Below are 21,786 nucleotides of genomic sequence, written 5' to 3' on the forward strand. Positions count from 1 at the left end.
AATAGCTTGAAAGTCTTTGTTTGAAGGCGTTTCAAGCTGTTTGTTCTTGATAACCCTTGCCCGGCAAAGCCCGTGGCCACACGGGGTTGTCGCTGTACGCATTACTACTGCTTGCTTAGCATCGTTGTTATGAGCACCACACATTTCGGATTCCAGTCGGTGGACGAGCGCGAGAAGGCCAGCCGCGTGCGCGGCGTGTTCGACTCGGTCGCTTCGCGCTACGACGTCATGAACGACCTGATGTCGGGTGGTCTGCACCGTGCCTGGAAGGCCTATACGGTGATGGTGGCCAATCTCAAGGAAGGCGACAAGGCGCTGGACATCGCGGGCGGCACGGGCGATCTGGCCCTGGCCTTCGCCAGGAAGGTCGGCTCCACCGGCCAGGTGGTGCACACCGACATCAACGAAGCCATGCTGCGCGTGGGCCGGGACCGGCTGATCAACAAGGGCGTGATCCTGCCCACCATGGTCTGCGATGCCGAGGCCCTGCCGTTTCCGGACAACCATTTCGATCTGGTCAGCGTGGCCTTCGGCCTGCGCAACATGACGCACAAGGATGCGGCGCTCAAGGAAATGAACCGCGTCCTGCGCCCCGGCGGCAAGCTGCTGGTGCTGGAATTCTCCAAGGTGGCCAAGCCCCTGGAGAAAGCCTACGACTGGTACTCCTTCAAGATTCTTCCGGCCATGGGCAAGCTCGTGGCGGGCGATGACGCCAGCTACCGCTATCTGGCCGAGTCCATCCGCATGCACCCCGGCCAGGAAGATCTCAAGCGCCTGATGCAGGAATGCGGCTTCGGCCATGTGGACTATCACAACATGACGGGCGGCATTGCCGCGCTGCATGTGGGAATCAAGTGCTGAGCGCGTGAGGTGCTCGGTGAGGTGACGGCAACACGATTATTCGAGGAGATGACATGAAAAAGCTATGGTCTATGGTCTTGGTCGCAATGCTGGTGGTGGTCCACGGCACGGCCGACGCCAAGCGCATGGGCGGTGGCGGATCGGTGGGCAAGCAGTCGAGCAACGTGACGCAGCGTGAAGCCGCGCGCGCGCCGACACAGAACACGCCGCCGCAGAACGCCGCCACACAGAACGCTGCAGGCAAGCCTGCCACTGCACCGGCAGCTGCTCCCGCCAAGAAGCCCTGGGGCGCCATGCTTGGCGGCCTGGCCGCTGGCCTGGGCCTGGCCTGGCTGGCGAGCTCGCTGGGCCTGGGCGCCGCCTTCGGCCAGTTCCTGCTGATCGGCCTGCTGGCCCTGGTCATCATGGTGGTGGTGGGCATGGTCATGCGTTCGCGCCGTGCAGCGGCTGGCGCGCAGCAGGCATCGTCCAGCCCCTTTGCCTTCCAGAACGCAGCGCCTGCCGGTGCCGGCAACATCGGTGGCAACGTGGACAGCGCACCGCTGGCACGCCAGTACAACCCCGAGAAGGTCGGCAACGACGCATCGGCCCGTCCCTGGGAGCAGAACCATCAGCCGGCCGCCCTGGCTGCAGGCTCGGGCTCCGGCGTGCAGATCGGCTCGGCCCTGGCAGGCTCGCAGAACTGGGGTGTGCCTGAAGGCTTCGATACCGAGGGCTTCCTCACCGCTGCCAAGCGCAACTTCGTCACGCTGCAATCGGCCTGGGACCGCTCCGACATCGCGTCGCTGCGCGCCATGATGACCGACGAGATGCTGACCGAGATCCGTGGCCAGCTCAGCGAACGCGAGGCCCAGCGTCCCGGCCAGCCCAACCAGACCGACGTGGTCATGATCGACGCCCAGCTGCTGGGCATCGAGGACCTGGGCAATGACTACATGGCCAGCGTGGAATTCTCGGGCATGATCCGCGAGGACGCCTCGGCAGGTCCCACACCCTTCCGCGAAGTCTGGAACATGACCAAGCCCAAGAGCGGCAGCAGCGGATGGCTGGTCGCCGGAGTCCAGGCATTGCAGTAATTCCTCTCACTTCGGGAATAATCGGGGACTATGGCAACACAGTCCCCTTTTTCTTTCCTGAACGGCCTCATGGAACGCGTGATGGCCGGCCCGCAACCGCCGCAATGGCTGGTCAGCGAGGTGCATCAGCGCATCGTGCTGTTCCTCAACCATGTGCTGATGCAGGAAAAGGAGGCCACCGAGCGCCTGGTGCGGCAAAAGGGCCGCGTGGCGCGCGTGCAGTGGCGCGGCTACTCCATGGCCCTGCAGATCACGCCGGCCGGCCTGTTCAACGTGGCGCCTGAAGACGCGCAGCCCGATCTGCTGCTCGAAGTGACCGAGACCTCCGCACTGGCCCTGGCCCAGGTGGCCCTGCGCGGCGACAAGCCCTCCATCCGCATCGAAGGCGACGTGCAACTGGCCGCCGACATCAACTGGCTGGTGGACCACGTCGAATGGGATGTGGAGGAAGACCTGGCCCGCATCATCGGCGATGCGCCCGCGCACACCGTGGCCAAGGTGGCCCGCAGCGCTGCCCAGGCACTGCGCCAGTTCGTGGGCGCCCGCATGGCCGGCAAGCCCGATGCCGATGCCCCCGCCCCTGAAGCCGCACGTTCGGCAGCGCCCGCCAGCGCGCCCGTTGGTTCCCCCGTGGTGTCCCTGCCCGGTTTCGAGAACGACAAGCCATGAGCCGGTTTCTTCGCGGGCTGACCATCCTCTGGGTGGTGTTCCGCTACGGACTCGACGAGCTGGTGCTGTCGAGCTTCGAGCATCCCTGGATGCGCCGCGCACGCGCGGTGCTCACCCTGGGCCGCCGGCTGGACAAGCCGCGCGGCCAGCGCCTGCGCGAGGCGCTGGAGGAGCTGGGCCCCATCTTCGTGAAGTTCGGTCAGGTGCTGTCCACGCGCAGCGACCTGATGCCGCCCGACGTGGCCGAGGAGCTGGCCCGGTTGCAGGACCGCGTGCCGCCCTTCGATTCGCAGATTGCGGTGGACACCATAGAGCGTGCCTTCCGCAAGAAGCTGGACCAGATCTTCGTGAGCTTCGAGCGCGAGCCGGTGGCCAGTGCCTCCATCGCGCAGGTGCACTTTGCCGTGATCAGCGACCGCAACGGCGTGCAGCGCGATGTGGCCGTCAAGGTGCTGCGCCCGGGCATGAAGGCCGTGATCGACAAGGACCTGGCGCTCATGCACATGATGGCGCGCTGGGTCGAGCGGCTGTCGGCCGACGGCAAGCGCCTCAAGCCCCGCCAGGTCGTGGCCGAATTCGACAACTACCTGCACGACGAGCTGGACCTGATCCGCGAAGCCTCCAACGCCGCGCAGCTGCGCCGCAACATGGAAGGCCTGGACCTGGTGCTGATCCCCGAGGTGTACTGGGATTTCTGCCGCAACGACGTGATGGTCATGCAGCGCATGAAGGGCGTGCCCATCAGCCAGGTCGAGCGCCTGCGCGAGGCCGGGGTCGACATCCCCAAGCTCGCACGCGACGGCGTGACCATCTTCTTCACCCAGGTGTTCCGCGACGGTTTCTTTCACGCCGACATGCACCCGGGCAACATCATGGTCAGCCTGGAGCCCGAGACCTTCGGGCGCTATATCTCGCTGGACTTCGGCATCGTCGGCACGCTGACCGAGTACGACAAGGAATACCTGGCGCAGAACTTCACGGCGTTCTTCCGCCGCGACTACAAGCGCGTTGCCGAGCTGCACATCGAAAGCGGCTGGGTGCCGCCGAGCACGCGCGTGGACGAGCTGGAAGCCGCCATCCGCGCGGTGTGCGAGCCGTATTTCGACCGTCCGTTGGCAGAGATCTCGCTGGGCATGGTGCTGATGCGCCTGTTCCAGACCTCGCGCCGCTTCCATGTCGAGATCCAGCCGCAGCTGGTGCTGCTGCAAAAGACGCTGCTCAACATCGAAGGCCTGGGCCGCCAGCTGGACCCCAATCTGGACCTGTGGAGCACCGCCAAGCCCTTCCTCGAAAAATGGATGCTGGACCAGATGGGCCCGCAGCGGCTGTGGCGCGAGCTGCAGGCCGAGGCGCCGCGCTACGCCAAGCTCATTCCCGAGCTGCCGCGCCTGATCCATCGCCGGCTCACGCGCAACTCCGGCGAGCACGACGAACTGCTCAAGGAACTGCTGCAGCAGCAAAAGCTCACCAACCGCCTGCTTCAGGCCATCGTCAGCGCGGGCATAGGCTTTGTGATCGCGCTGATCCTGCTGCAACTGGTGGTGCGCCTGCGCTGGTACTGAGAACACCGACGGGTTTCAAGCCCTCTGACTTTTCCCACTTTGAATCAGGAGTGCCAGCGTGCTGCTCTCAATGGTGATCGCCTACCTGTTCGTGACCATAGCCATTGGCCTGTGGGCGGCCAGGCGGGTCAAGAACACGGCCGACTTTGCAATTGCCGGGCGCCATCTGCCCATGTACATGATCATCACCACCACGTTTGCCACGTGGTTCGGCTCGGAGATCGTGCTGGGCGTGCCCGCCAAGTTCATCGAGGGCGGCCTGCGCGGCGTGGTCGAGGACCCGTTCGGCGCGGGCATGTGCCTGATCCTGGTGGGCCTGTTCTTCGCGGGCAAGCTGTACCGCATGACGCTGCTGACCATCAGCGACTACTACCGCCACCGCTATGGGCGCTCCATCGAGATCGTCTGCTCGCTGATCATCATGCTCAGCTACCTGGGCTGGGTCTCGGCACAGGTCACGGCGCTGGGCCTGGTTTTCAACCTGCTGTCTGGCGGTACGGTCAGCATTCCCGTGGGCATGGCCATCGGCGTGGTGTCCATCCTGGCCTACACGCTGTTCGGCGGCATGTGGTCGGTGGCCGTGACCGATTTCCTGCAGATGATCATCCTCGTGGTCGGACTCGTGGTGCTGGCCTGGTTTGCGGGCGACATGGCCGGTGGTGCCGACAAGGTCATCGACCTGGCCGTGAGCCGCGACCTGTTCCAGTTCTGGCCCGAACCCAGCTGGCATGACATCCTCTTCTTCTTTGGCGCGGCCATCACCATGATGCTGGGCTCCATCCCCCAGCAGGACGTGTTCCAGCGCGTGATGTCGGCCAACAGCGAAAAGGCCGCCACGCGCGGTACCGTCATCGGCGGCACGGCCTATATCTTCTTTGCCTTCGTGCCCATGTTCCTGGTGACCAGCGCGCTGATCATCATGCCGCAGGAGGCGGCGGAACTGCTCGGGCAGGACCCGCAGAAGGTGTTGCCCACCCTGGTCATGAACAAGATGCCCTTCGTCATGCAGGTGCTGTTCTTCGGCGCGCTGCTGTCGGCCATCAAGTCCTGTGCCTCGGCCACGTTGCTGGCACCCAGCGTGACTTTCACCGAGAACATCTGGCGCCAGTTCCGCACCCAGGCCAGCGACCGGGAAATGCTGCTGGCCATGCGCATCAGCGTGCTCGTCTTCAGCATCTGCGTGCTGGCCTACTCGATCAAGATGGAAGGAACGCCCATCTATGAGTTGGTCTCCAGCGCCTACCAGGTACCGCTGGTCGGCGCCTTCGTGCCGCTGGTCTTCGGGCTGTACTGGAAGCGCGCCACCACGCAGGGCGCCATTTGCGCCGTGGCACTGGGCATTGGCGTGTGGGTGGTCTTCATGGCCACGCCGGCTTTGCACGAGGCATTTCCGCAGCAATTGGCCGGACTGCTGGCGGCTGTGACGGGGATGTTGGCCGGGTCACTGGCACCCCAGTGGCTGGCCAATCGCAGCGCAGACATTCTTGAGTTCAGGCCCGAAAGGTAAACGCATGCCTGAATGTGACCTGGAAAACAATTGATCACAATTATCGATAGTTATTTTCTATAAAGTTGGCGCTTGGGATCATGGAGGTCCCAAGATGCTGACATGTGCGGTATGAAGCACAGATCCTGACAGTACGGCGGACCTCCGAAATCAAACGCTTGGGAGGAAGCACTGTCATGAGAACACTGGAACTGATTGCGAAGACTTGCCGGCTGAGGCTGCGGACTGCTGCCGGCGTCCGATTGCGATGGGGAGGGCTTGGAGGCGCCTTGCTTGTGCCAGCCCTGTGCGGCCAGGTGGCAATGGCTGCACCGAGGATCCCGGTCGCGCCGGTCATCGTCTGGAGCGAGGATTTCGAAAACCCGCAGACACCCCCCATCGCCACGGAGGGGCGGGATCTGCTGGCCTACCAGGGCGCGGCCCCTGCGGGGCAGATGTATACCGCCGACTCGCTCTACCAGATGAGTGCCAACCAGTGCAATGGCATAGTCACGTCCTTCAACCAGGATCCAACTTCGGCGACGATGAGTGCGGCCTGCGGTTCACAAGGCAATTGGAACAGCCTGCAGCAGATGGCGGAGGTCGCAGGGCGCTATCAGGGCCAGAGTGCGGCGGATGCGGTCAAAAATCACGTCATGGCGATGCTTACAGCGAATGGGACCTATCCTGCTGGCGCAATTGCCTTTCGCACCAAGGCCAATATTCCGCAAAGTTCCGACAGCAGGTTCCTCACGGCCCGTGCCGATGTGGTGGCGAACTTCTGCTCGTCAGGATTCGTCGCTCCGTTGCTGCGTTTTTCTCTTGTCAATGACGCTAATGCGGAACTGCCCATCTCCATGAACGCTGTCGACCCATGCGTGGATGGTGTGTCGTTCAATACGATACCTATCGGTATTGGGATCATCCAAACGGCCAAGGCCCAGACAGTTACCTCTCCCGGAGCCCTGCTCTTCAGCGGGAACTCTGTCGGGTTTGTTCTCCGCAATGAACAGACCAGCTCCATGGGCAACGATTCGTCGATCGACAACGCGCAGATCATCGACGTGACGCCGCAGCTGGACAAGGCCTTCTCGCCTGCCAGCATCCAACTCGGGCAGGTCTCCCGGTTGACCATGACCATCACCAATACGACCGATCTGCTGCGCAAGCAAGGCTGGTCGTTTACCGACAACCTGCCTGCAGGACTGGTTGTCGAGGGCAATGCCAGCACCACCTGCCCCGGCACGAACGTGCAGGCAGCAGCAGGGGGCAGTACCGTGACTGTGTCCAACGGAGACCTGGCCCAGGGCGCCGCCTTTTGCGAGGTGAGCCTCGACGTGCGTCCGACCGCGACAGGCAGCTTCACCAACGGTCCTTCCAACCTCTCCCTGATCGGCCTGAACCAGCCGGCCACACTGGTTGTGCTGGCGGTTGAGCCAACGGCCGACATGCAGGCCACCTCCATCACGCTTCCCACGACCATGACGGTGGGCGCACCAGTATCCGGCAGCTTCAGCTGCACCAATGCCGGCCCCAGTGAGGCCACGGCGGCCTCGTGCGTGATCTCCGGCCTGCCCGCCGGGGCGACCACGTCCTGCACACCCAGCGTTCCCACGGCCTCGCCATTGGCATCGGGCGGCAGCATTGCCTGCACGGTGCAGTTCACGCCCACCACAACGGGCACCATCGCGGCCTTGGTGACGGCGAGCAGCAGCACGGTGGATCCGGTGCCGGCCAACAACACCAAGGCACACCCCTTCAATCCCGTGGAGCGGGCCGACATGCAGGCCACCAGCGTCACGCTGCCGGCCACCGCCAACGTGGGTGTTCCCGTGAAGGGCTCTTTCGTCTGCACGAATGCCGGCCCCAATGCGGCGGCCTTTGCCAATTGTTCCATCGCAGGGCTGCCGGCAGATGCCAGCACCTCATGCACGCCTGCGGTGCCGACAGGCACGCCGCTGGCCTCTGGCGCAAGCATTGCCTGCACGGTGAGCTTCACGCCCACCACGCAGGGCAGCCTCACAGCCACCGTGACGGCGGTCAGTGGAACCACGGACCCGGAGCCGGTCAACAATTCGCGTGACCAGGAGTTGGTGGTTGCTGCCGCGTTGGCGCCGGAGCCGGTCCCCGCCACCGGGGTGCCTGCCCTGGTGCTGATGGGCCTGGCCGTCATGCTGGCGGGCCTGGGAACGCAGCGAGGCCGGGTACGGCGCTGAGCACGGATGCGGCAAGCCCCCGGCAGCGGGGGCGGTCGGGCCTGATGGAATGCCAGTCTCCGCGACTGGCATTTCTCATTGGAGGCCACCAGTTGCCGGCCCTGTACGCGCGCCTTGTGGCCTGCCCCGCCTGGGCCATTGGGCTTGAGACAGCCGCAGTATCGGACGGATGCCTATAATCGAAAGTTTTGCATCTTCCCTCGTATTAGCATTAGCGCCATGCCTATTTATGCATACAAGTGTGGCTCCTGCGGTCATGCCAAGGACGTGCTGCGGAAAATCTCGGATGCCCCGCTGACGACCTGTCCGGCCTGCGGGGCCGAGACCTTCTCCAAGCAGCTGACAGCTGCCGGCTTCCAGCTCAAGGGCTCGGGCTGGTATGCGACCGACTTCAAGAACAGCGGTGGCAAGAGCGCCGCCGCACCGGCTCCCGCAGCCGATGCTCCTGCCTCGGATACTTCTGCCGCACCAGCGGCAACTGCGTCCGCGCCCGCTGCGGCCCCTGCATCTGCCTCCGCGCCCGCAACGGCCCATTGATCAAGGCTTGCATTTCATGTCCGCTCTGCGCAAATGGCTGTTCGCCGGCCTGCTGGTGATCGTTCCGCTGGTGATCACGCTGGGCGTGCTCAACTGGATCATCGGCACGCTCGACCAGACGCTGACCATCCTGCCCGAGGCCTGGCATCCGGATCGGTTGCTGGGCTTTCATATCCCCGGCTTCGGTGTCGTGCTGACGCTGCTGATCCTGCTCGTGGTCGGTGCGGCGGCCAGCAACTTCATCGGCCGCAAGCTCGTGTCCTGGGGCGATGCGGTGGTCAGCCGCATTCCTGTGGTGCGCTCCATCTATTCCAGTGTCAAGCAGGTGTCCGATACCGTGTTCTCGGACAGCGGCAATGCGTTTCGCACCGCCGTGCTGGTGCAGTGGCCGCGTGAAGGCGTCTGGACCGTGGCCTTCGTCACCGGCTCGCCCAGCGGGGAGGTTGCCGCCTACCTGCGCGACGAATACCTGAGCGTCTTCGTGCCGACCACGCCCAACCCGACGGGCGGCTATTTCGTCATCGTTCGCAAGAGCGATTGCATCGAACTGGAAATGAGCGTGGATGCCGCGCTCAAGTACATTGTTTCCATGGGCGTGGTGACTCCACCGGATCTCGCAGTGCCCGCGGAACCCAAATAACAAACTGTCGCGCCCTTGCCGGGCGCAGGAAGCTTTTCATCATGGCCATGCGCTCCCACTACTGCGGTCTCGTGACCGAAGCCCTGATGGGCGAAACCGTTACCCTGTGCGGCTGGGTGAACCGTCGCCGCGACCATGGCGGTGTGATCTTCATCGACCTGCGCGACCGCGAAGGCTATGTGCAGGTGGTCTGCGATCCCGATCGCGCCGAGATGTTCAAGACCGCCGAAGGCCTGCGCAACGAGTTCTGCGTGCAGGTCAAGGGCCTGGTGCGCGCACGTCCCGAAGGCACGACCAACGACAAGCTCAAGAGCGGCCAGATCGAAGTGCTGTGCCATGAGCTGAACGTGCTCAACGCCTCGGTCACCCCGCCGTTCCAGCTGGACGACGAGAACCTGTCCGAGACCGTGCGCCTGACCAACCGCGTGCTGGACCTGCGCCGCCCCTACATGCAGCGCAACATGATGCTGCGCTACCGCACGGCTATCCAGGTGCGCAACTTCCTGGACAAGGAAGGCTTCATCGATATCGAAACGCCCATGCTGGGCAAGAGCACGCCCGAAGGCGCGCGCGACTACCTGGTGCCCAGCCGCGTGCACGACGGCGAGTTCTTCGCCCTTCCGCAGTCGCCCCAGCTGTACAAGCAGATGCTGATGGTGGCCGGCTACGACCGCTACTACCAGATCACCAAGTGCTTCCGCGACGAAGACCTGCGCGCCGACCGCCAGCCCGAGTTCACGCAGATCGACTGCGAGACCTCGTTCCTGGGCGAAGAGGAAATCCGCGCCATCTTCCAGCGCATGATCACCGAGGTCTTCAAGACCCAGCTGAACGTGGATCTGGGCGAGTTCCCGATGATGACGTACCAGGAAGCGGCCTTCCGCTTCGGCTCGGACAAGCCTGACCTGCGCGTCAAGCTCGAGTTCACCGAACTGACCGAGGTCATGAAGGACGTGGACTTCAAGGTGTTCTCCACGCCCGCCACGACCAAGGGCGGCCGCGTGGTGGCACTGCGCGTGCCCGGCGGCTCGCAGATCTCGCGCGGCGAGATCGACCAGTACACCGAATTTGTCAAGATCTACGGCGCCAAGGGCCTGGCCTGGATCAAGGTCAACGAAGTGGCCAAGGGCCGCGATGGCCTGCAGTCGCCCATCGTCAAGAACCTGCATGACGCAGCCCTTGCCGAAATCCTCAAGCGCACGGGTGCACAGGACGGCGACCTCATCTTCTTCGGCGCCGACAAGGAAAAGATCGTCAACGACTCCATTGGCGCGCTGCGCCTGAAGGTGGGCCACAGCGACTTCGGCAAGGCCAACGGCCTGTTCGAGGACCGCTGGGCGCCGCTGTGGGTGGTGGACTTCCCCATGTTCGAGCACGACGAGGAAAACGACCGCTGGGCGGCCGTGCACCACCCGTTCACCTCGCCCAAGGATGGCCACGAGGAACTCATGGTCACCGATCCGGGCAACTGCCTGGCCAAGGCCTACGACATGGTCCTGAACGGCTGGGAGCTGGGCGGCGGCTCGGTGCGTATCCACCGCGCCGACGTGCAGAGCAAGGTGTTTGACGCGCTCAAGATCTCGCCCGAAGACGCTCGCGCCAAGTTCGGCTACCTGCTGGACGCGCTGCAGTACGGCGCCCCCCCGCACGGCGGCCTGGCCTTCGGCCTGGACCGCCTGATCACGCTGATGACGGGCGCCGACTCCATCCGCGACGTGATCGCCTTCCCCAAGACCCAGCGCGCCCAGGACCTGCTGACGCAGGCACCTTCGCCCGTGGACGAAAAGCAGCTGCGCGAGCTCCACATCCGCCTGCGCAATCCGCTGGCGGCCACGCAGGGCTGAGGAGCAGGCTTCACGGCTTGACAGGAACGGCAGGAGCTGGCGCAGCTTCTGCCGTTTTTCTTTTTGCGGAGAGCTTTCATGCGTTTTCAAGGCATTGCATCGGTGGCGCTGGCGTTGGTGGTGTCGGCAGGGCTGGGCCTGTCCGGTTGCGGCGAGAAGAAGACCGAGCTGGGGCAGGGCGGTTCGGAGATCACGGGCTCTGCCGGGCCGCTGGGGGCGAACAACGGGTCGCGCGAACTCGTGCGCTGCGATGCGCCCGTGGCCACGCTGGCCCTGGCCGAGAATCCCAACGGCTACGTCATGGGCTCGGGCTATCAGCTGCCGGCCTCGCCCGTTCCGCTGGTCAAGCTGCTGGCCCAGCAAAGCGGGTGCTTTCGCGTGGTGGACCGGGGAGCGGGCCTGCGCGGCACGGTGCAGGAGCAGGACCTGAAGAATTCCGGCGTGCTGCGCGAGAACTCCACGGTGCGCAAGGGCCGGGGCTACGAGGCCCAGTACACGCTGACGCCCAGCCTGACCTTCAGCGAGCAGGACGCGGGCCGCGGGCTGGCCGGCGTGGTCGCCATGATCCCGGTGCTGCGAGACATTGCAGGGCTGGCCGGCCTGGTCGAGCAGGTCAAATTCAAGGAGGCGCAGACCGCGCTGCTGCTGTCGGACAACGAAACCACCGAGCAGGTGGCCGCTGCCACGGGCGCAGCCCGCACCACCGATCTGGGCGTGGGCGGCATGGTGCTGGGCCGCCTGGGCGCTGCGGGCGCGGGCTGGAGCAATACCAACGAGGGCAAGGTCATCGCCGCTGCCTTTCTGGATGCGCACAACCAGCTGGTCTTCCAGGTGCGCGCGCTGCAGGCCAAGGAGCTGCCACCGCCGGTGGCCACCAAGGCTGGGCAGGGCAGGAGCTGAGGCCAGCCATGGCCGGCCACAAGATCCCCGAGTCGGTGCTGGTCGTCATCCACCGTGATGACGGCCAGGTGCTGCTGATGCGCCGCACCGCTGCGGCGCCTGAGGGCGGGGAGTTCTGGCAGTCGGTGACGGGCAGCAAGGACCATGAGGGCGAGTCCTGGCGTGAGACCGCGGTGCGCGAAGTGCGGGAAGAAACCGGCATCGATGCCGAGGCGCCCGGCTGCCTGCTGCAGGACTGGGCGCTGGAGAACATCTACACCATCTACCCTGCCTGGCAGCACCGCTATGCGCCCGGTGTATGGCACAACCGCGAGAGGGTTTTCGGGCTGCGGATTCCGTCCTACACCCCTGTGTTCTTGAATCCGAGGGAACATACCGCATCTGCTTGGCATCATTGGCGTGAGGCTGCCCAGCGCTGCTATTCACCGTCCAATGCGGAGGCCATCTTGCTGCTTCCACGTTTTTCCCCAACGAAGCCGGACTGAACCCTTCACCTGCGTTCCCGAACCGCCATGACTGAAAACGCGAATTCCCATCAGGTGGACCCCGGCCCGTCGATACTGCGCGTCGCGACCTACAACATCCACAAGGGCGTGCAGGGCATGGGTCCCGCGCGCCGCCTTGAAATCCACAACCTGGGCCACGCCGTGGAGCAGCTCGATGCCGACATCGTCTGCCTGCAGGAAGTGCGCAAGATGAACCACAAGGAGGCCGCGTACTTCGAGCGCTGGCCCCAGGTCTCGCAGGCGGAGTATCTGGCTCCCCTGGGCTATGAGGCCGTCTACCGCACCAACGCCTACACCCGCCACGGCGAGCACGGCAACGCGCTGCTGACCCGCTGGCCCGTGGTGGGCCACCAGCACGAGGACATCTCCGACCACCGCTTCGAGCAGCGTGGCCTGCTGCATGTGGAGGTGGAAGTGCAGAACCGGCGCGTGCACACCATCGTGGTGCACCTGGGGCTGATCCCCGGCAGCCGCGTGCGCCAGGTCTCCCAGCTCAAGCGCTTCATCGAGCGAGAGGTGCCGCCCGGCGCGCCCGTGGTGGTGGCTGGCGACTTCAACGACTGGGGTGGCCAGATCAAGCGCATGCTGGGCGGTTTCGGCCTGTACGAATACGACGAATTGCCCAGCGTGCCCACCTATCCCTCGCGCCTGCCGCTGGCCCAGCTGGACCACGTCTATGTGCGCGGCCTCACGCCGCTGGGCCTGCATGTGCCCAAGGGGCGCATCTGGTGGCGCATGTCGGACCATCTGCCGCTGATTGCGGAATTCCGCCTCTAGCCCTGGCCGCTCTGACACACGCCACTCTTTTGCTATTGAATTGATAGCTTTCGGGGCGGGCAGAACCTGCGTTTGGGTGGAAAATCCCTTGCGTGCCATGCTGCGGGTTTCGCTGTTACCATGCCAGCCATGTTCAGAGAACTCGTCGACATGAAACAAGACAGCCAGGCCGAGGGCACCCCCGTCTCGGTCAAGATCCGCGAACGACTGAAGCAGGCGCAAAAGCGCTTTCATGCGAACGACAACATCTCCGAATTCATCGAGCCCGGTGAACTCGAGCAGCTGCTCGACGAAGTCCAGGAAAAGATGCAGGGCGTGCTCGACAGCATGGTCATCGACACCACGCACGACCACAACACGCGCGCCACGGCGCGCCGCGTGGCCAAGATGTATGTCAACGAGGTGTTCCGGGGCCGCTACGTGGCGCAGCCCGCCATCACCGAATTCCCCAATGCCGAGCACCTCAACGAGCTGATGATCGTCGGCCCGATCACGGTGCGCAGCGCCTGCAGCCACCATCTGTGCCCGGTGATCGGCAAGATCTGGATCGGCGTGCTGCCCAACAAGAACACCAATGTCATCGGCCTGTCGAAGTACGCGCGGCTGGTGGACTGGATCATGGGCCGTCCCCAGATCCAGGAAGAGGCCATCATCCAGCTGGCCGACCTGATCCTCGACAAGACCCGCCCCGACGGCCTGGCCGTGGTCATGGAGGCTTCGCACTTTTGCATGTCCTGGCGCGGTGTGCGCGAGATGGACAGCAAGATGCTGAACTCCGTCATGCGCGGCGCCTTCCTCACCAACCCGGAACTGCGCCGCGAGTTCCTCTCGCTGGTGTCCAGCCGCAAGTAAATCCCCGGGGTGGCGTCCCCGGACGCCTCACACAACACCCCAGGCTGCGCAGTGCGCGGCCTTTTTTCTTTCCCGCGCCCCGCCCCGCTTTCCCCGGACCTGCCCATGTCGCTGCAAGCCTTTGCCCTGATCATCATTGCCGGCCTCATCCATGCCGGCTGGAACATCGTGGCCAAGAAGGCGGGCGGTGACTCGCGCTTTGCCTTCTTCACCTCGGTCATCATGATGGTGATCTGGGCGCCGCTGGGCTGGTGGGTGGGGCGCGATGTGGTGCCCACATGGGGCCGCAACGAATGGCTGGTGGTGCTGGCCAGCGGCCTGCTGCACGTGGCCTACTACGTGACCTTGCTGCGCGGCTACCGCAGCGCCGATCTCACCGTGGTCTATCCGCTGGCGCGCGGCTCGGGGCCGCTGCTGTCGTCCATGGTGGCCATCCTCTTTCTGGGTGAGCGGATTTCCTCGTTGGGCGTGCTGGGCATTGCCGGCGTGGTGGTCGGCGTCTTCCTGATCGCGGGAGGCCCCGGCCTGCTGCGCGCGCGCCATGATCCCGAAGCCCGCGAACGGCTCAGGATGGGCCTGTGGTACGGCCTGCTGACGGGCGCCTTCATCGCCAGCTACACCGTGGTGGACGGCTATGGCGTGAAGCTGCTGCTGATGTCGCCCATCCTCATCGACTACATGGGCAACTTCGTGCGCGTGTTCCTGCTGGCGCCCGTGGTGCTGCGCGACCTGCCCACGGCCCGGCATCTGTGGCGCGCGCAGTGGCGCTTCGCGGCCCTGGTGGCGCTGATCAGCCCCATCGCCTACGTGCTGGTGCTCTACGCCATGCAGGATGCGCCCATGTCGCACGTGGCGCCTGCGCGCGAAGTCTCCATGCTGTTCGCGGCGCTGATCGGCGGGCACATGCTGCGCGAAGGCGATCGCCTGGCACGCATTGCGGGCGCCGTGTGCATTGCCGTCGGTGTGACGGCGCTGGGCCTGGGCTGAGCACCATGGCGGCAATGCGGGTACTGGGCTGCGATTTCAGCAGCCGACCTACGGCGCGCAAGCCCATCACCATGGCCCTGGGCCGCCTGCTGGCTGGGGACACGGTGGTCCTGCAGGATTTGCTGGAGTTCGCCTCGCTGGACGCCTGGGCCGCCTGGCTGGCCCGGCCTGCCGATTCGGCGCAGTCAGCCTGGGTGGGCGGTTTCGACCTGCCTTTTGCCCTGCCGCGCGAACTGGTGGAGCAGCTGTGCTGGCCCACGGAATGGGCGGCCTGCATGGACCACTACGCCGGCCTCACGCGCCAGGCCATACGCGAGCAGTTCAAGGCCTTTTGCGCGGCGCGGCCCGCAGGCGGAAAGTTCGCGCACCGGGCCACGGACGGGCCTGCCGGTGCCAGCCCTTCCATGAAATGGGTGAACCCGCCTGTGGCCTACATGCTGCATGCCGGGCTGCCCTTGCTGCGCGCGGCCGGCGTGCACCTGCCGGGCCTGCAGCCTCCCGGCAAAGGCGATGCGCGCCGCGTGGCGCTGGAAGCCTACCCGGGCATGCTGGCGCGCGCCGTGATCGGCCGCCTCAGCTACAAAAGCGACGAACCCGCACGGCAAACGCCCGAACGCCATCAGGCGCGCGTGCAATTGCTGGCGGCGCTGGAGCGCGGCGACAACCCGCTGGCGTTGCGCCTGCGTATCGACGCCGAAGAAACCCGCAACCAGTTGCTGGCGGACGGCAGCGGAGACCGGCTGGACGCCGCAATCTGCATGCTGCAGGCCGCCTGGGCTGCGGCCCGCCATGCGCAGGGCGATGCGCTCTACGGGTTGCCGCACGACCTGGACCCGCTGGAAGGCTGGATCGTCACGGCCCAGGCCTGATCTGCGCCGCACTGAAATACTCGAATCGGGAAGAGACAAGCGATGCCCACCTTTGAAACCTTGCTGGCCTTTTTCGGCGTGGCCGTGCTGCTGGGCCTGAGCCCGGGGCCTGACAACCTGTTCGTGCTCATGCAATCGGCCCAGCGCGGCTGGCGCGTGGGCCTGTGCGTGGTACTGGGCCTGTGCCTGGGGCTGGTGGTGCATACGGCGGCGGTTGCGCTGGGTTTGGCGGCGCTGGTGGCTGCGTCGCCCCTGCTGTTCACCGCCATCAAGCTGTGCGGCGCCGCCTACCTGGCCTGGCTGGCCTGGGGTGCGCTGCGCGCCGTGGCCCGGCCGGGCGAGATGCCGCAGGCCGGCGCAGCCGACCCGCTGACCCCCGCACGAGCGCTGCGCTGGGTGGGGCGTGGCGTGGTGATGAACCTCACCAACCCCAAGGTGCTGATCTTCTTCCTGGCCTTTCTGCCGCAGTTCGCGGACCCCGCGCGCGGCGGCGTGGCCACGCAGGTGATGGTGCTGGGCTGCGTGTTCATGCTGGCGGCGCTGCTGGTGTTCGGTGCCATCGCATGCTGCTCGGGCTGGTTCGGCGTGCTGCTGCAGCGATCCGTGCGTGCGCAGAACTGGCTCAACCGCGTGGCCGGGCTGGTGTTCCTGGGCATGGCGGTGCGGCTGGCGCTGGTGCAGCGCTAGGGCCTGTTCACACTAGTGCGGGGCCGTGGCACAGTCCCTCCATGCTTTTTCGCTCACGCCCCTTGGCGCCATGAGCAGCGGCGTCCTCATCCAACCCATGCCACAGACCACGGCCCACACCATTGCCATCGTCCAGGTCCTGCAGATCGTGCAGGGCGTGCAGCGCAATGGCATGGATGTGCCAGCCATCCTGCGCCGCGCCGGCATTGCGCCTGCTCTGCTGGATGCGCCGCTGTCGCGCGTGACCCAGGCGCAGTACGCGGCGCTGATCCGCGTGCTGCGCCGCGTCTGCCGCGACGAGCTGTGGGGCCTGTGCCGCCATCCGCTGCCCGTGGGCAGTTTTGCCCAGGCCTGCCGCACCATGCTGCCCTGCCGCACGCTGGGCGAGGCATTGCAGGCCGGGCTGCGTTTCTACCGCCTGGTGCTGCGCGACTTCGCGCCCCGGCTGCAGGTCGTGGACGGCGTGGCCCGCATCGCCATGGTGTCGCTGCGCGAGCGCGATGCGCCGCTGGCCTATGCCGAGCGGTCCTTCTGCTTTCTGGGCTATGGCGTCATGTCGTGGCTGGTGTCGCGCAGGATAGAGCTGACGGGCGTGTGCGCGCCGGCCGGCGCCAGCATGCCGTATGGCACGGAGGCGCAGCGCCTGTTCCTGGCGCCGCTGCAGCGCGACCGCGACTTCACGGGGCTGGAGTTCGATGCGCGCTGGCTGGAGCTGCCCGTGGTGCAGACCCCGGAGAGCCTGGCCGAATTCCTGGACCAGGCGGCCATGGGCCTGGTCATCCGCTACCGCGACCGCACGCGCCTGGGCGAGCGCATCCGCCGCCTGCTGCGCCGCGATCTGGCGGGCGAGCTGCCTTCGCTGGAGCAGGTGGGCGCCGCGCTGTCCATGACGCCGCAGACGCTGCGCCGCCGCCTGCGCGACGAAGGCCTGGGTTTCCAATCTCTCAAGGACGACCTGCGCCGCGACGCGGCCATCGAGCTGCTGAACCGGCCGGAGCTGACGCTGGCCGATATCGCCGCGCGCGTGGGGTTTGCCGAGGCCAGCACCTTCCACCGCGCCTTCAAGGGCTGGACCGGCCTGCCGCCGGGCGCCTACCGGCAGGCCCAGCATCGCGGCCGCTGATCTTTTTTGCCAATCATTTTGAGACGATCGGCGATTGGTGGCTGAAGGCCTGGTGGCCACACTGTCCATGGACCCTGCCACTGCGGCAGGGCACACCGCCCCGCCAACGAGGGCGGAGCACCGAAGGACAAGGAGACAAGCCATGGAATCGAGCCGACGCGGCTGCCTGCGGGCGGCGCTGGCATGCGCTGCCAGCGCCTCACTGGGTGCCGCCCTGGGAACGGCATCGCCGATCGCCTTTGCACAGCCGGCAGGCGGTGCCTACCCGTCCAAGCCGCTGCGCATGGTGATTCCCTACCCGGCAGGCGGTGGCACCGACATCATCGGGCGCATCATTGCCCAGCAACTGAGCCAGGCCTGGGGCCAGCCCGTGGTGGTGGAGAACCGGCCGGGCTCCAGCGGCATCATCGGCGGCGACGTGGTGGCCAAGTCGCCGCCAGACGGCTACACGCTGCTGCTGGGGATCACGGCCATGATCCAGTCGCCTGCGCTGTACGCCAGGATGCCCTATGACGTGCTCAAGGACTTTGCCCCCGTATCGCAGGTGGCCCTGTCCTCGGACCTGTTCGTGGTGCCGCGCGACGTGCCGGCCACGACGCTGCAGCAGTTCATCGCCCTGGTCAAGGCCCATCCGGGCAAGTACAGCAACGGCAACTACGGCAACGGCACCTCCTCGCACATGCATGGCGAGCTGCTGCGCGCCCGGGCCGGGCTGGACCTGGCGCTGATTCCCTACAAGGGCGCGGCGCCGCTGGTCAACGACGTGCTGGGCGGGCAGCTGTCGTCGGGTTTCATCGATGTGTCCTCGGCCAATGCGCACCTGAAGTCGGACAAGATCCGCATCCTGGCCATCACCGGCATGCAGCGCCACCCGGCGCTGCCCGAGGTGCCCACGTTTGCCGAGCTGGGCCTGGCCGGCTTCGAGGCCAATGGCTGGTTCGCCACCTTCGTGGCGGCGGGAACGCCCCGGCCCATCGTGGACCGGCTCTCGGCGGAGGTGCGGCGCATCGTGGCCACGCCCGAACTCAGCGGCCGCCTGGCCTCCATGGGCCTGCGCCCGGTGGGCGGCACGCCCGAGGAATTGGCCTCCGTCATGGCGCGCGACATGCCGCGCTGGGCGCGCATCGTGAAGGAGGCGGGAATCAGGCTGGAGTAGCCGATGCAGTCTGCGCCCGGTCCTGGCCCGACTGAACGGGCTGTGGCCAGGTGGGCTGGGGTGGGCGCAACTGCTCCAGCACCCGGCTGAGCCGGAGCACGCCCAGGTCGTCGAACCGGCGACCTGCGATCTGCACGCCTATGGGCAGCTGCCCGTCATGCCCGCAGGGCACGGATGCGGCGGGCTGTTCGGACATGTTGTAGGGCACGGTAAAGGCAATGTGCTCCAGCGGCCGCAGCGGGTCGTTGGTGGGGCTGGGCAGGTGGGCCGGGAAAGCCGTGATCGGCGCCACGGGGGACAGCACGTAGTCGTAGGCCGCCGTGGCCCGCACCGTGGCCGTGCGCAGAAGGTGCGACTGCTGGCTGGCCACGAACAGCTGCGTGGCTGTCAGTGGCGCGGCACTGTCGGCCCATTCGCGGATGAAGGGCAGGATCACGCGGCGCTGCGCATCCGTCAGCGACTGGATTTCCACATGCGATCGCATGCGCCAGAAATGGTCGAGGCCGTCGAGCATGTCGCGGGTGAGCCAGGGCTCGATGCGCTCGATGTGCGCGCCGGCCGATTCCAGCCAAGCCGCAGCCTGCTCCACCACGGCGCGCACGCGGGGCTGCAGGGGCAGGCCGCAGCCGGCATCCAGCAGCAGGCCTATGCGCAGGCCGCGCACCTGGGCAGGGTCCATGTCGAAGCTGTCCCATGCAATCTCCTGGTGCGGCAGGCCCATGCTGTCGCGTGCATCGGGCAGGGACAGCACCTGCATCATCAGCGCGGCGTCGGCCACGCTGCGGGTCATGGGACCTGCGCAGCGGCCGGTGTATGGCGGGTCGATGGGCACGCGGCCCAGGCTGGGCTTGAGGCCGAAGATGCCGCACCAGCCCGCCGGCAGGCGGATGGAGCCGCCGATGTCCGTGCCCACGTGCAGCGGCCCGTAGCCGGCCGCCGCAGCGGCGCCCGCACCGGCGCTGGAGCCGCCCGGCGTCTTGTCCGGATCCCAGGGGTTGAAGGTGTTGCCGTGCAGCGAGGACAGGCCGGACGACAGCATGCCGTAGTCGGGCATGGTGGTCTTGGCGAAAAGGATGGCGCCTGCCTCGCGCAGGCGTGCAGCGGGTGGGGCATCCAGCGGGGCCGCGACCTGCGGCATGGCGGCCGTGCCCACGGGCGTGGGATCGCCGCGCGTGGCGATGTTGTCCTTGACCGTGGCGGGAACGCCGTCGAGCAGGCCGGCCGGCTCGCCGCGCAGCCAGCGGGCCTCGCTCTCGCGGGCCCGGGCCAGGGCGGCCTCGGGGCGCAGCAGGTAGGTGGCGTGCAGGGCCGGCTCCCAGCGCTGCACATGGGCCAGCAGGTCGTGCATGACCTCGACGGGCGAGAGGCTGCGGTCCCGGTAGGCGCGCAGCAGCGCATGGGCGGGCAGGTCGTGCAGGGCCTGTATCGTTCCAGTCATCGCGGCTTCCTCGAAGATGGCGGTTCTTGCGGCAGATCTGGCGCAGTGTGGCCCGGTGCCACCGGCGCGCCTGTCGCCTGTGGCTCAGCCTGTGCGCGGTTCAGGTGGCCCAGGACAGTGCGGAGAGATCGTTGACGAAGACGGGCATGTCCTTCCACAGTCCGCGCAGATTCTTGTTGGCCACGGTGACCCATTGGGGCGTGTAGAGGAAGGCATGCACGCAATCCTGGGCCAGCAGGCGCTGCGCATCGCCCAGCAGGCGCGAGCGGTCGGCGGGGCGCGAGGCGTTCTTGATCTTGTCGTACAGCTCGTTGAACTGGGACGACTGGTAGCCCCAGTAGTAGTCGGGCTTGGCGAAGTTGCCCAGGTCGAAGGGCTCGACATGGGAGATCAGCGTCAGGTCGTAGTTCTTGAGGGTGTAGGTGCCCGACAGCCACTGTGCCCATTCGACGTTCTGCAGCTTGGCTCGGATGCCGATCTTGGCCAGCTGCGCGGCAATCACCTCGCCGCCCTGGCGCGCGTAGGGCGTGGGTGGCAGGGTCATGGTCAGCTCCAGCGGCGTCTTGACGCCGGCCTCGGCCAACAGCGCCTTGGCCTTTTCCACGTCGAAGGGGTTGATGCCCGTGGTGTCCACGTAGCCGAAGGCCGTGGGCACGTAGTAGCTGCCAATGGGCAGGCCGTAGCCGTCGCCCGCGCCGTCGATGACGGCCTTGCGGTCGATGGCGGCGGCGATGGCGCGGCGCACCCGCGGATCGTTCAAGGGCTTGCGCGCGTTGTTCATGGCCAGGATGGTCTTGGCCCGCGAGCCGCTGACCACGACCTGGAAGCGCCCGTTGGCCTTGAACTGGGCCACGCTGCGCGGCGTGACGCGCGGGAAGGCGTCGACATCGCCGGCCAGCAGTGCGGCCACCTGGGCTGCAGGGTCGGAGATGAAGCGGAAGGTGGCACGGCGAATGCGCAGGCCGGGGGCCGTGCGGTACCGGGGCCAGGCCGTGAGCGTGACCGAGGCGCCCTTGTTCCAGTTGCCCAGCTGGTAGGGGCCCGTGCCCACGGGGCGCGTGGCGTTGGTGGCAGCGCTCTTGGGCTCCACGATGATGGAGGTCGCCTGCCCCAGCACGAAGAGGAAGTCGGGGTCGATGTCCTTGTTGGTGACGACCACCGTGTGGTCATCCACCACGCGCGTGGACAGGGCGGCGAAGGTGCGCTTGTCCTTGTTGGTGCTCTTGTCGTCGCCCGCGCGGTCGAAGGAGTACTTCACGCTGTGGGCGTTGCAGGGCTCGCCGTTCTGGAAACTCACACCCTTGCGCAGGCGGAAGGTGTAGGTCTTGAGGTCGGGCGAGACCTCCCAGCTTTCGGCCAGCAGCGGGGAGACGCTGCCGTCCGGATTGATCTTGGTCAGCGTCTCGAACAGGTTGTAGAGCACGATCTCGCCAATGGACGATGCGGCGCCGGCCGTGGGGTCCAGCCCCGGCGGCTCCAGCGTCATCGCCAGCGTGACACTGTCCTTGCGGCCCTGGGCCAGCGCAGGCCAGGGCATCAGCAGGGGCAGGCCGGCAGCAGCGGAGCTGGCCAGCAGGGAACGGCGATTGAACATGAACAG

The 21,786-nt window shown here is 66.4% G+C and carries 20 protein-coding genes; 18 read left to right on the top strand and 2 right to left on the bottom strand.

Annotated elements, in window-relative coordinates:
* Window positions 1-129 precede the first annotated feature (129 nt).
* From ubiE to HFGMBDPB_RS02800, 18 genes are all read left to right on the top strand, one after another.
* On the top strand, window positions 130-861 hold the full coding sequence (gene ubiE / locus HFGMBDPB_RS02715; protein ID WP_212644856.1) for a bifunctional demethylmenaquinone methyltransferase/2-methoxy-6-polyprenyl-1,4-benzoquinol methylase UbiE: 732 nt from the start codon (window positions 130-132) through the stop codon (window positions 859-861).
* Window positions 862-914: 53 nt separating this feature from the next.
* Window positions 915-1,937 (top strand): Tim44 domain-containing protein, encoded by a 1,023-nt coding sequence (locus HFGMBDPB_RS02720; protein WP_016445672.1) that lies wholly within the window; start codon window positions 915-917, stop codon window positions 1,935-1,937.
* A gap of 30 nt (window positions 1,938-1,967) precedes the next feature.
* Window positions 1,968-2,606, top strand: a complete 639-nt coding sequence (locus HFGMBDPB_RS02725; RefSeq protein WP_026062830.1) for a ubiquinone biosynthesis accessory factor UbiJ — start codon at window positions 1,968-1,970, stop codon at window positions 2,604-2,606.
* Window positions 2,603-4,168 carry a ubiquinone biosynthesis regulatory protein kinase UbiB gene (ubiB, locus tag HFGMBDPB_RS02730; protein WP_016445674.1) on the top strand — a complete coding sequence of 522 codons (1,566 nt, stop codon included), beginning with the start codon at window positions 2,603-2,605 and terminating at the stop codon, window positions 4,166-4,168. Before HFGMBDPB_RS02725 ends, ubiB begins: the two co-directional genes overlap by 4 nt.
* 58 nt (window positions 4,169-4,226) lie before the next feature.
* Window positions 4,227-5,675, top strand: coding sequence for a high affinity choline transporter 1 (locus tag HFGMBDPB_RS02735; RefSeq protein ID WP_212644857.1), 1,449 nt, complete (start codon window positions 4,227-4,229; stop codon window positions 5,673-5,675).
* 176 nt (window positions 5,676-5,851) lie between these two features.
* Window positions 5,852-7,870: a DUF7933 domain-containing protein gene (locus HFGMBDPB_RS02740; protein ID WP_212644858.1), complete on the top strand. Its 2,019-nt coding sequence runs from the start codon at window positions 5,852-5,854 to the stop codon at window positions 7,868-7,870.
* Between the two features lie 219 nt (window positions 7,871-8,089).
* Window positions 8,090-8,407 (top strand): FmdB family zinc ribbon protein, encoded by a 318-nt coding sequence (locus HFGMBDPB_RS02745; protein WP_016445677.1) that lies wholly within the window; start codon window positions 8,090-8,092, stop codon window positions 8,405-8,407.
* 16 nt (window positions 8,408-8,423) lie between these two features.
* Entirely contained in the window at window positions 8,424-9,047 is a 624-nt protein-coding gene (locus HFGMBDPB_RS02750) for a DUF502 domain-containing protein (RefSeq protein ID WP_016445678.1), read from the top strand.
* Between the two features lie 41 nt (window positions 9,048-9,088).
* Complete coding sequence (gene aspS, locus HFGMBDPB_RS02755; protein WP_016445679.1) at window positions 9,089-10,891, top strand: aspartate--tRNA ligase; 1,803 nt, start codon at window positions 9,089-9,091, stop codon at window positions 10,889-10,891.
* 78 nt (window positions 10,892-10,969) lie between these two features.
* The gene (locus HFGMBDPB_RS02760; RefSeq protein WP_212644859.1) at window positions 10,970-11,791 is read left to right on the top strand and encodes a CsgG/HfaB family protein; all 822 of its coding nucleotides are present in this window, start codon (window positions 10,970-10,972) and stop codon (window positions 11,789-11,791) included.
* An 8-nt stretch (window positions 11,792-11,799) separates the two neighbouring features.
* On the top strand, window positions 11,800-12,276 hold the full coding sequence (gene nudB / locus HFGMBDPB_RS02765) for a dihydroneopterin triphosphate diphosphatase (protein WP_046241037.1): 477 nt from the start codon (window positions 11,800-11,802) through the stop codon (window positions 12,274-12,276).
* 27 nt (window positions 12,277-12,303) lie between these two features.
* Window positions 12,304-13,074 carry an endonuclease/exonuclease/phosphatase family protein gene (locus HFGMBDPB_RS02770; protein WP_016445682.1) on the top strand — a complete coding sequence of 257 codons (771 nt, stop codon included), beginning with the start codon at window positions 12,304-12,306 and terminating at the stop codon, window positions 13,072-13,074.
* Between the two features lie 129 nt (window positions 13,075-13,203).
* Window positions 13,204-13,926, top strand: coding sequence for a GTP cyclohydrolase I (folE, locus tag HFGMBDPB_RS02775; RefSeq protein WP_016445683.1), 723 nt, complete (start codon window positions 13,204-13,206; stop codon window positions 13,924-13,926).
* 105 nt (window positions 13,927-14,031) lie between these two features.
* Window positions 14,032-14,913, top strand: a complete 882-nt coding sequence (locus tag HFGMBDPB_RS02780; RefSeq protein ID WP_016451038.1) for an EamA family transporter — start codon at window positions 14,032-14,034, stop codon at window positions 14,911-14,913.
* 14 nt (window positions 14,914-14,927) lie between these two features.
* Window positions 14,928-15,782 (top strand): DUF429 domain-containing protein, encoded by an 855-nt coding sequence (locus HFGMBDPB_RS02785; RefSeq protein ID WP_034347629.1) that lies wholly within the window; start codon window positions 14,928-14,930, stop codon window positions 15,780-15,782.
* A 42-nt stretch (window positions 15,783-15,824) separates the two neighbouring features.
* A complete protein-coding gene (locus tag HFGMBDPB_RS02790; RefSeq protein WP_016445686.1) occupies window positions 15,825-16,469 on the top strand; it encodes a LysE family translocator in 645 nt (214 codons plus the stop codon).
* 97 nt (window positions 16,470-16,566) lie between these two features.
* Window positions 16,567-17,592 carry an AraC family transcriptional regulator gene (locus HFGMBDPB_RS02795; protein ID WP_026062612.1) on the top strand — a complete coding sequence of 342 codons (1,026 nt, stop codon included), beginning with the start codon at window positions 16,567-16,569 and terminating at the stop codon, window positions 17,590-17,592.
* Between the two features lie 142 nt (window positions 17,593-17,734).
* Window positions 17,735-18,748: a Bug family tripartite tricarboxylate transporter substrate binding protein gene (locus HFGMBDPB_RS02800; RefSeq protein ID WP_212644860.1), complete on the top strand. Its 1,014-nt coding sequence runs from the start codon at window positions 17,735-17,737 to the stop codon at window positions 18,746-18,748.
* Here HFGMBDPB_RS02800 and HFGMBDPB_RS02805 read toward each other — a convergent pair.
* Both HFGMBDPB_RS02805 and HFGMBDPB_RS02810 read right to left on the bottom strand, forming a co-directional pair.
* A complete protein-coding gene (locus HFGMBDPB_RS02805) occupies window positions 18,735-20,186 on the bottom strand; it encodes an amidase (RefSeq protein ID WP_212644861.1) in 1,452 nt (483 codons plus the stop codon). The two genes, HFGMBDPB_RS02800 and HFGMBDPB_RS02805, sit on opposite strands and share 14 nt — an antisense overlap.
* Window positions 20,187-20,286: 100 nt before the next feature.
* Window positions 20,287-21,780, bottom strand: coding sequence for an ABC transporter substrate-binding protein (locus HFGMBDPB_RS02810; RefSeq protein ID WP_212644862.1), 1,494 nt, complete (start codon window positions 21,778-21,780; stop codon window positions 20,287-20,289).
* Window positions 21,781-21,786: the final 6 nt, after the last annotated feature.

Origin of the sequence: Delftia sp. PE138 (assembly GCF_018320755.1) — a bacterium.
Lineage (GTDB): Bacteria > Pseudomonadota > Gammaproteobacteria > Burkholderiales > Burkholderiaceae_C > Comamonas > Comamonas tsuruhatensis.

What these genes read in the sequence shown, in the direction of transcription:
- folE (WP_016445683.1), top strand. Translation starts at nt 13,204, where the DNA reads ATGTTCAGAGAACTCGTCGACATGAAACAAGACAGCCAGGCCGAGGGC.
- ubiE (WP_212644856.1), top strand. Translation starts at nt 130, where the DNA reads ATGAGCACCACACATTTCGGATTCCAGTCGGTGGACGAGCGCGAGAAG.
- HFGMBDPB_RS02760 (WP_212644859.1), top strand. Translation starts at nt 10,970, where the DNA reads ATGCGTTTTCAAGGCATTGCATCGGTGGCGCTGGCGTTGGTGGTGTCG.
- HFGMBDPB_RS02725 (WP_026062830.1), top strand. Translation starts at nt 1,968, where the DNA reads ATGGCAACACAGTCCCCTTTTTCTTTCCTGAACGGCCTCATGGAACGC.
- HFGMBDPB_RS02800 (WP_212644860.1), top strand. Translation starts at nt 17,735, where the DNA reads ATGGAATCGAGCCGACGCGGCTGCCTGCGGGCGGCGCTGGCATGCGCT.
- HFGMBDPB_RS02740 (WP_212644858.1), top strand. Translation starts at nt 5,852, where the DNA reads ATGAGAACACTGGAACTGATTGCGAAGACTTGCCGGCTGAGGCTGCGG.
- ubiB (WP_016445674.1), top strand. Translation starts at nt 2,603, where the DNA reads ATGAGCCGGTTTCTTCGCGGGCTGACCATCCTCTGGGTGGTGTTCCGC.
- HFGMBDPB_RS02790 (WP_016445686.1), top strand. Translation starts at nt 15,825, where the DNA reads ATGCCCACCTTTGAAACCTTGCTGGCCTTTTTCGGCGTGGCCGTGCTG.
- nudB (WP_046241037.1), top strand. Translation starts at nt 11,800, where the DNA reads ATGGCCGGCCACAAGATCCCCGAGTCGGTGCTGGTCGTCATCCACCGT.
- HFGMBDPB_RS02780 (WP_016451038.1), top strand. Translation starts at nt 14,032, where the DNA reads ATGTCGCTGCAAGCCTTTGCCCTGATCATCATTGCCGGCCTCATCCAT.
- HFGMBDPB_RS02750 (WP_016445678.1), top strand. Translation starts at nt 8,424, where the DNA reads ATGTCCGCTCTGCGCAAATGGCTGTTCGCCGGCCTGCTGGTGATCGTT.
- HFGMBDPB_RS02795 (WP_026062612.1), top strand. Translation starts at nt 16,567, where the DNA reads ATGCCACAGACCACGGCCCACACCATTGCCATCGTCCAGGTCCTGCAG.
- HFGMBDPB_RS02720 (WP_016445672.1), top strand. Translation starts at nt 915, where the DNA reads ATGAAAAAGCTATGGTCTATGGTCTTGGTCGCAATGCTGGTGGTGGTC.
- HFGMBDPB_RS02805 (WP_212644861.1), bottom strand. Translation starts at nt 20,186, where the DNA reads ATGACTGGAACGATACAGGCCCTGCACGACCTGCCCGCCCATGCGCTG.
- HFGMBDPB_RS02810 (WP_212644862.1), bottom strand. Translation starts at nt 21,780, where the DNA reads ATGTTCAATCGCCGTTCCCTGCTGGCCAGCTCCGCTGCTGCCGGCCTG.
- HFGMBDPB_RS02745 (WP_016445677.1), top strand. Translation starts at nt 8,090, where the DNA reads ATGCCTATTTATGCATACAAGTGTGGCTCCTGCGGTCATGCCAAGGAC.
- HFGMBDPB_RS02770 (WP_016445682.1), top strand. Translation starts at nt 12,304, where the DNA reads ATGACTGAAAACGCGAATTCCCATCAGGTGGACCCCGGCCCGTCGATA.
- HFGMBDPB_RS02785 (WP_034347629.1), top strand. Translation starts at nt 14,928, where the DNA reads ATGCGGGTACTGGGCTGCGATTTCAGCAGCCGACCTACGGCGCGCAAG.
- aspS (WP_016445679.1), top strand. Translation starts at nt 9,089, where the DNA reads ATGGCCATGCGCTCCCACTACTGCGGTCTCGTGACCGAAGCCCTGATG.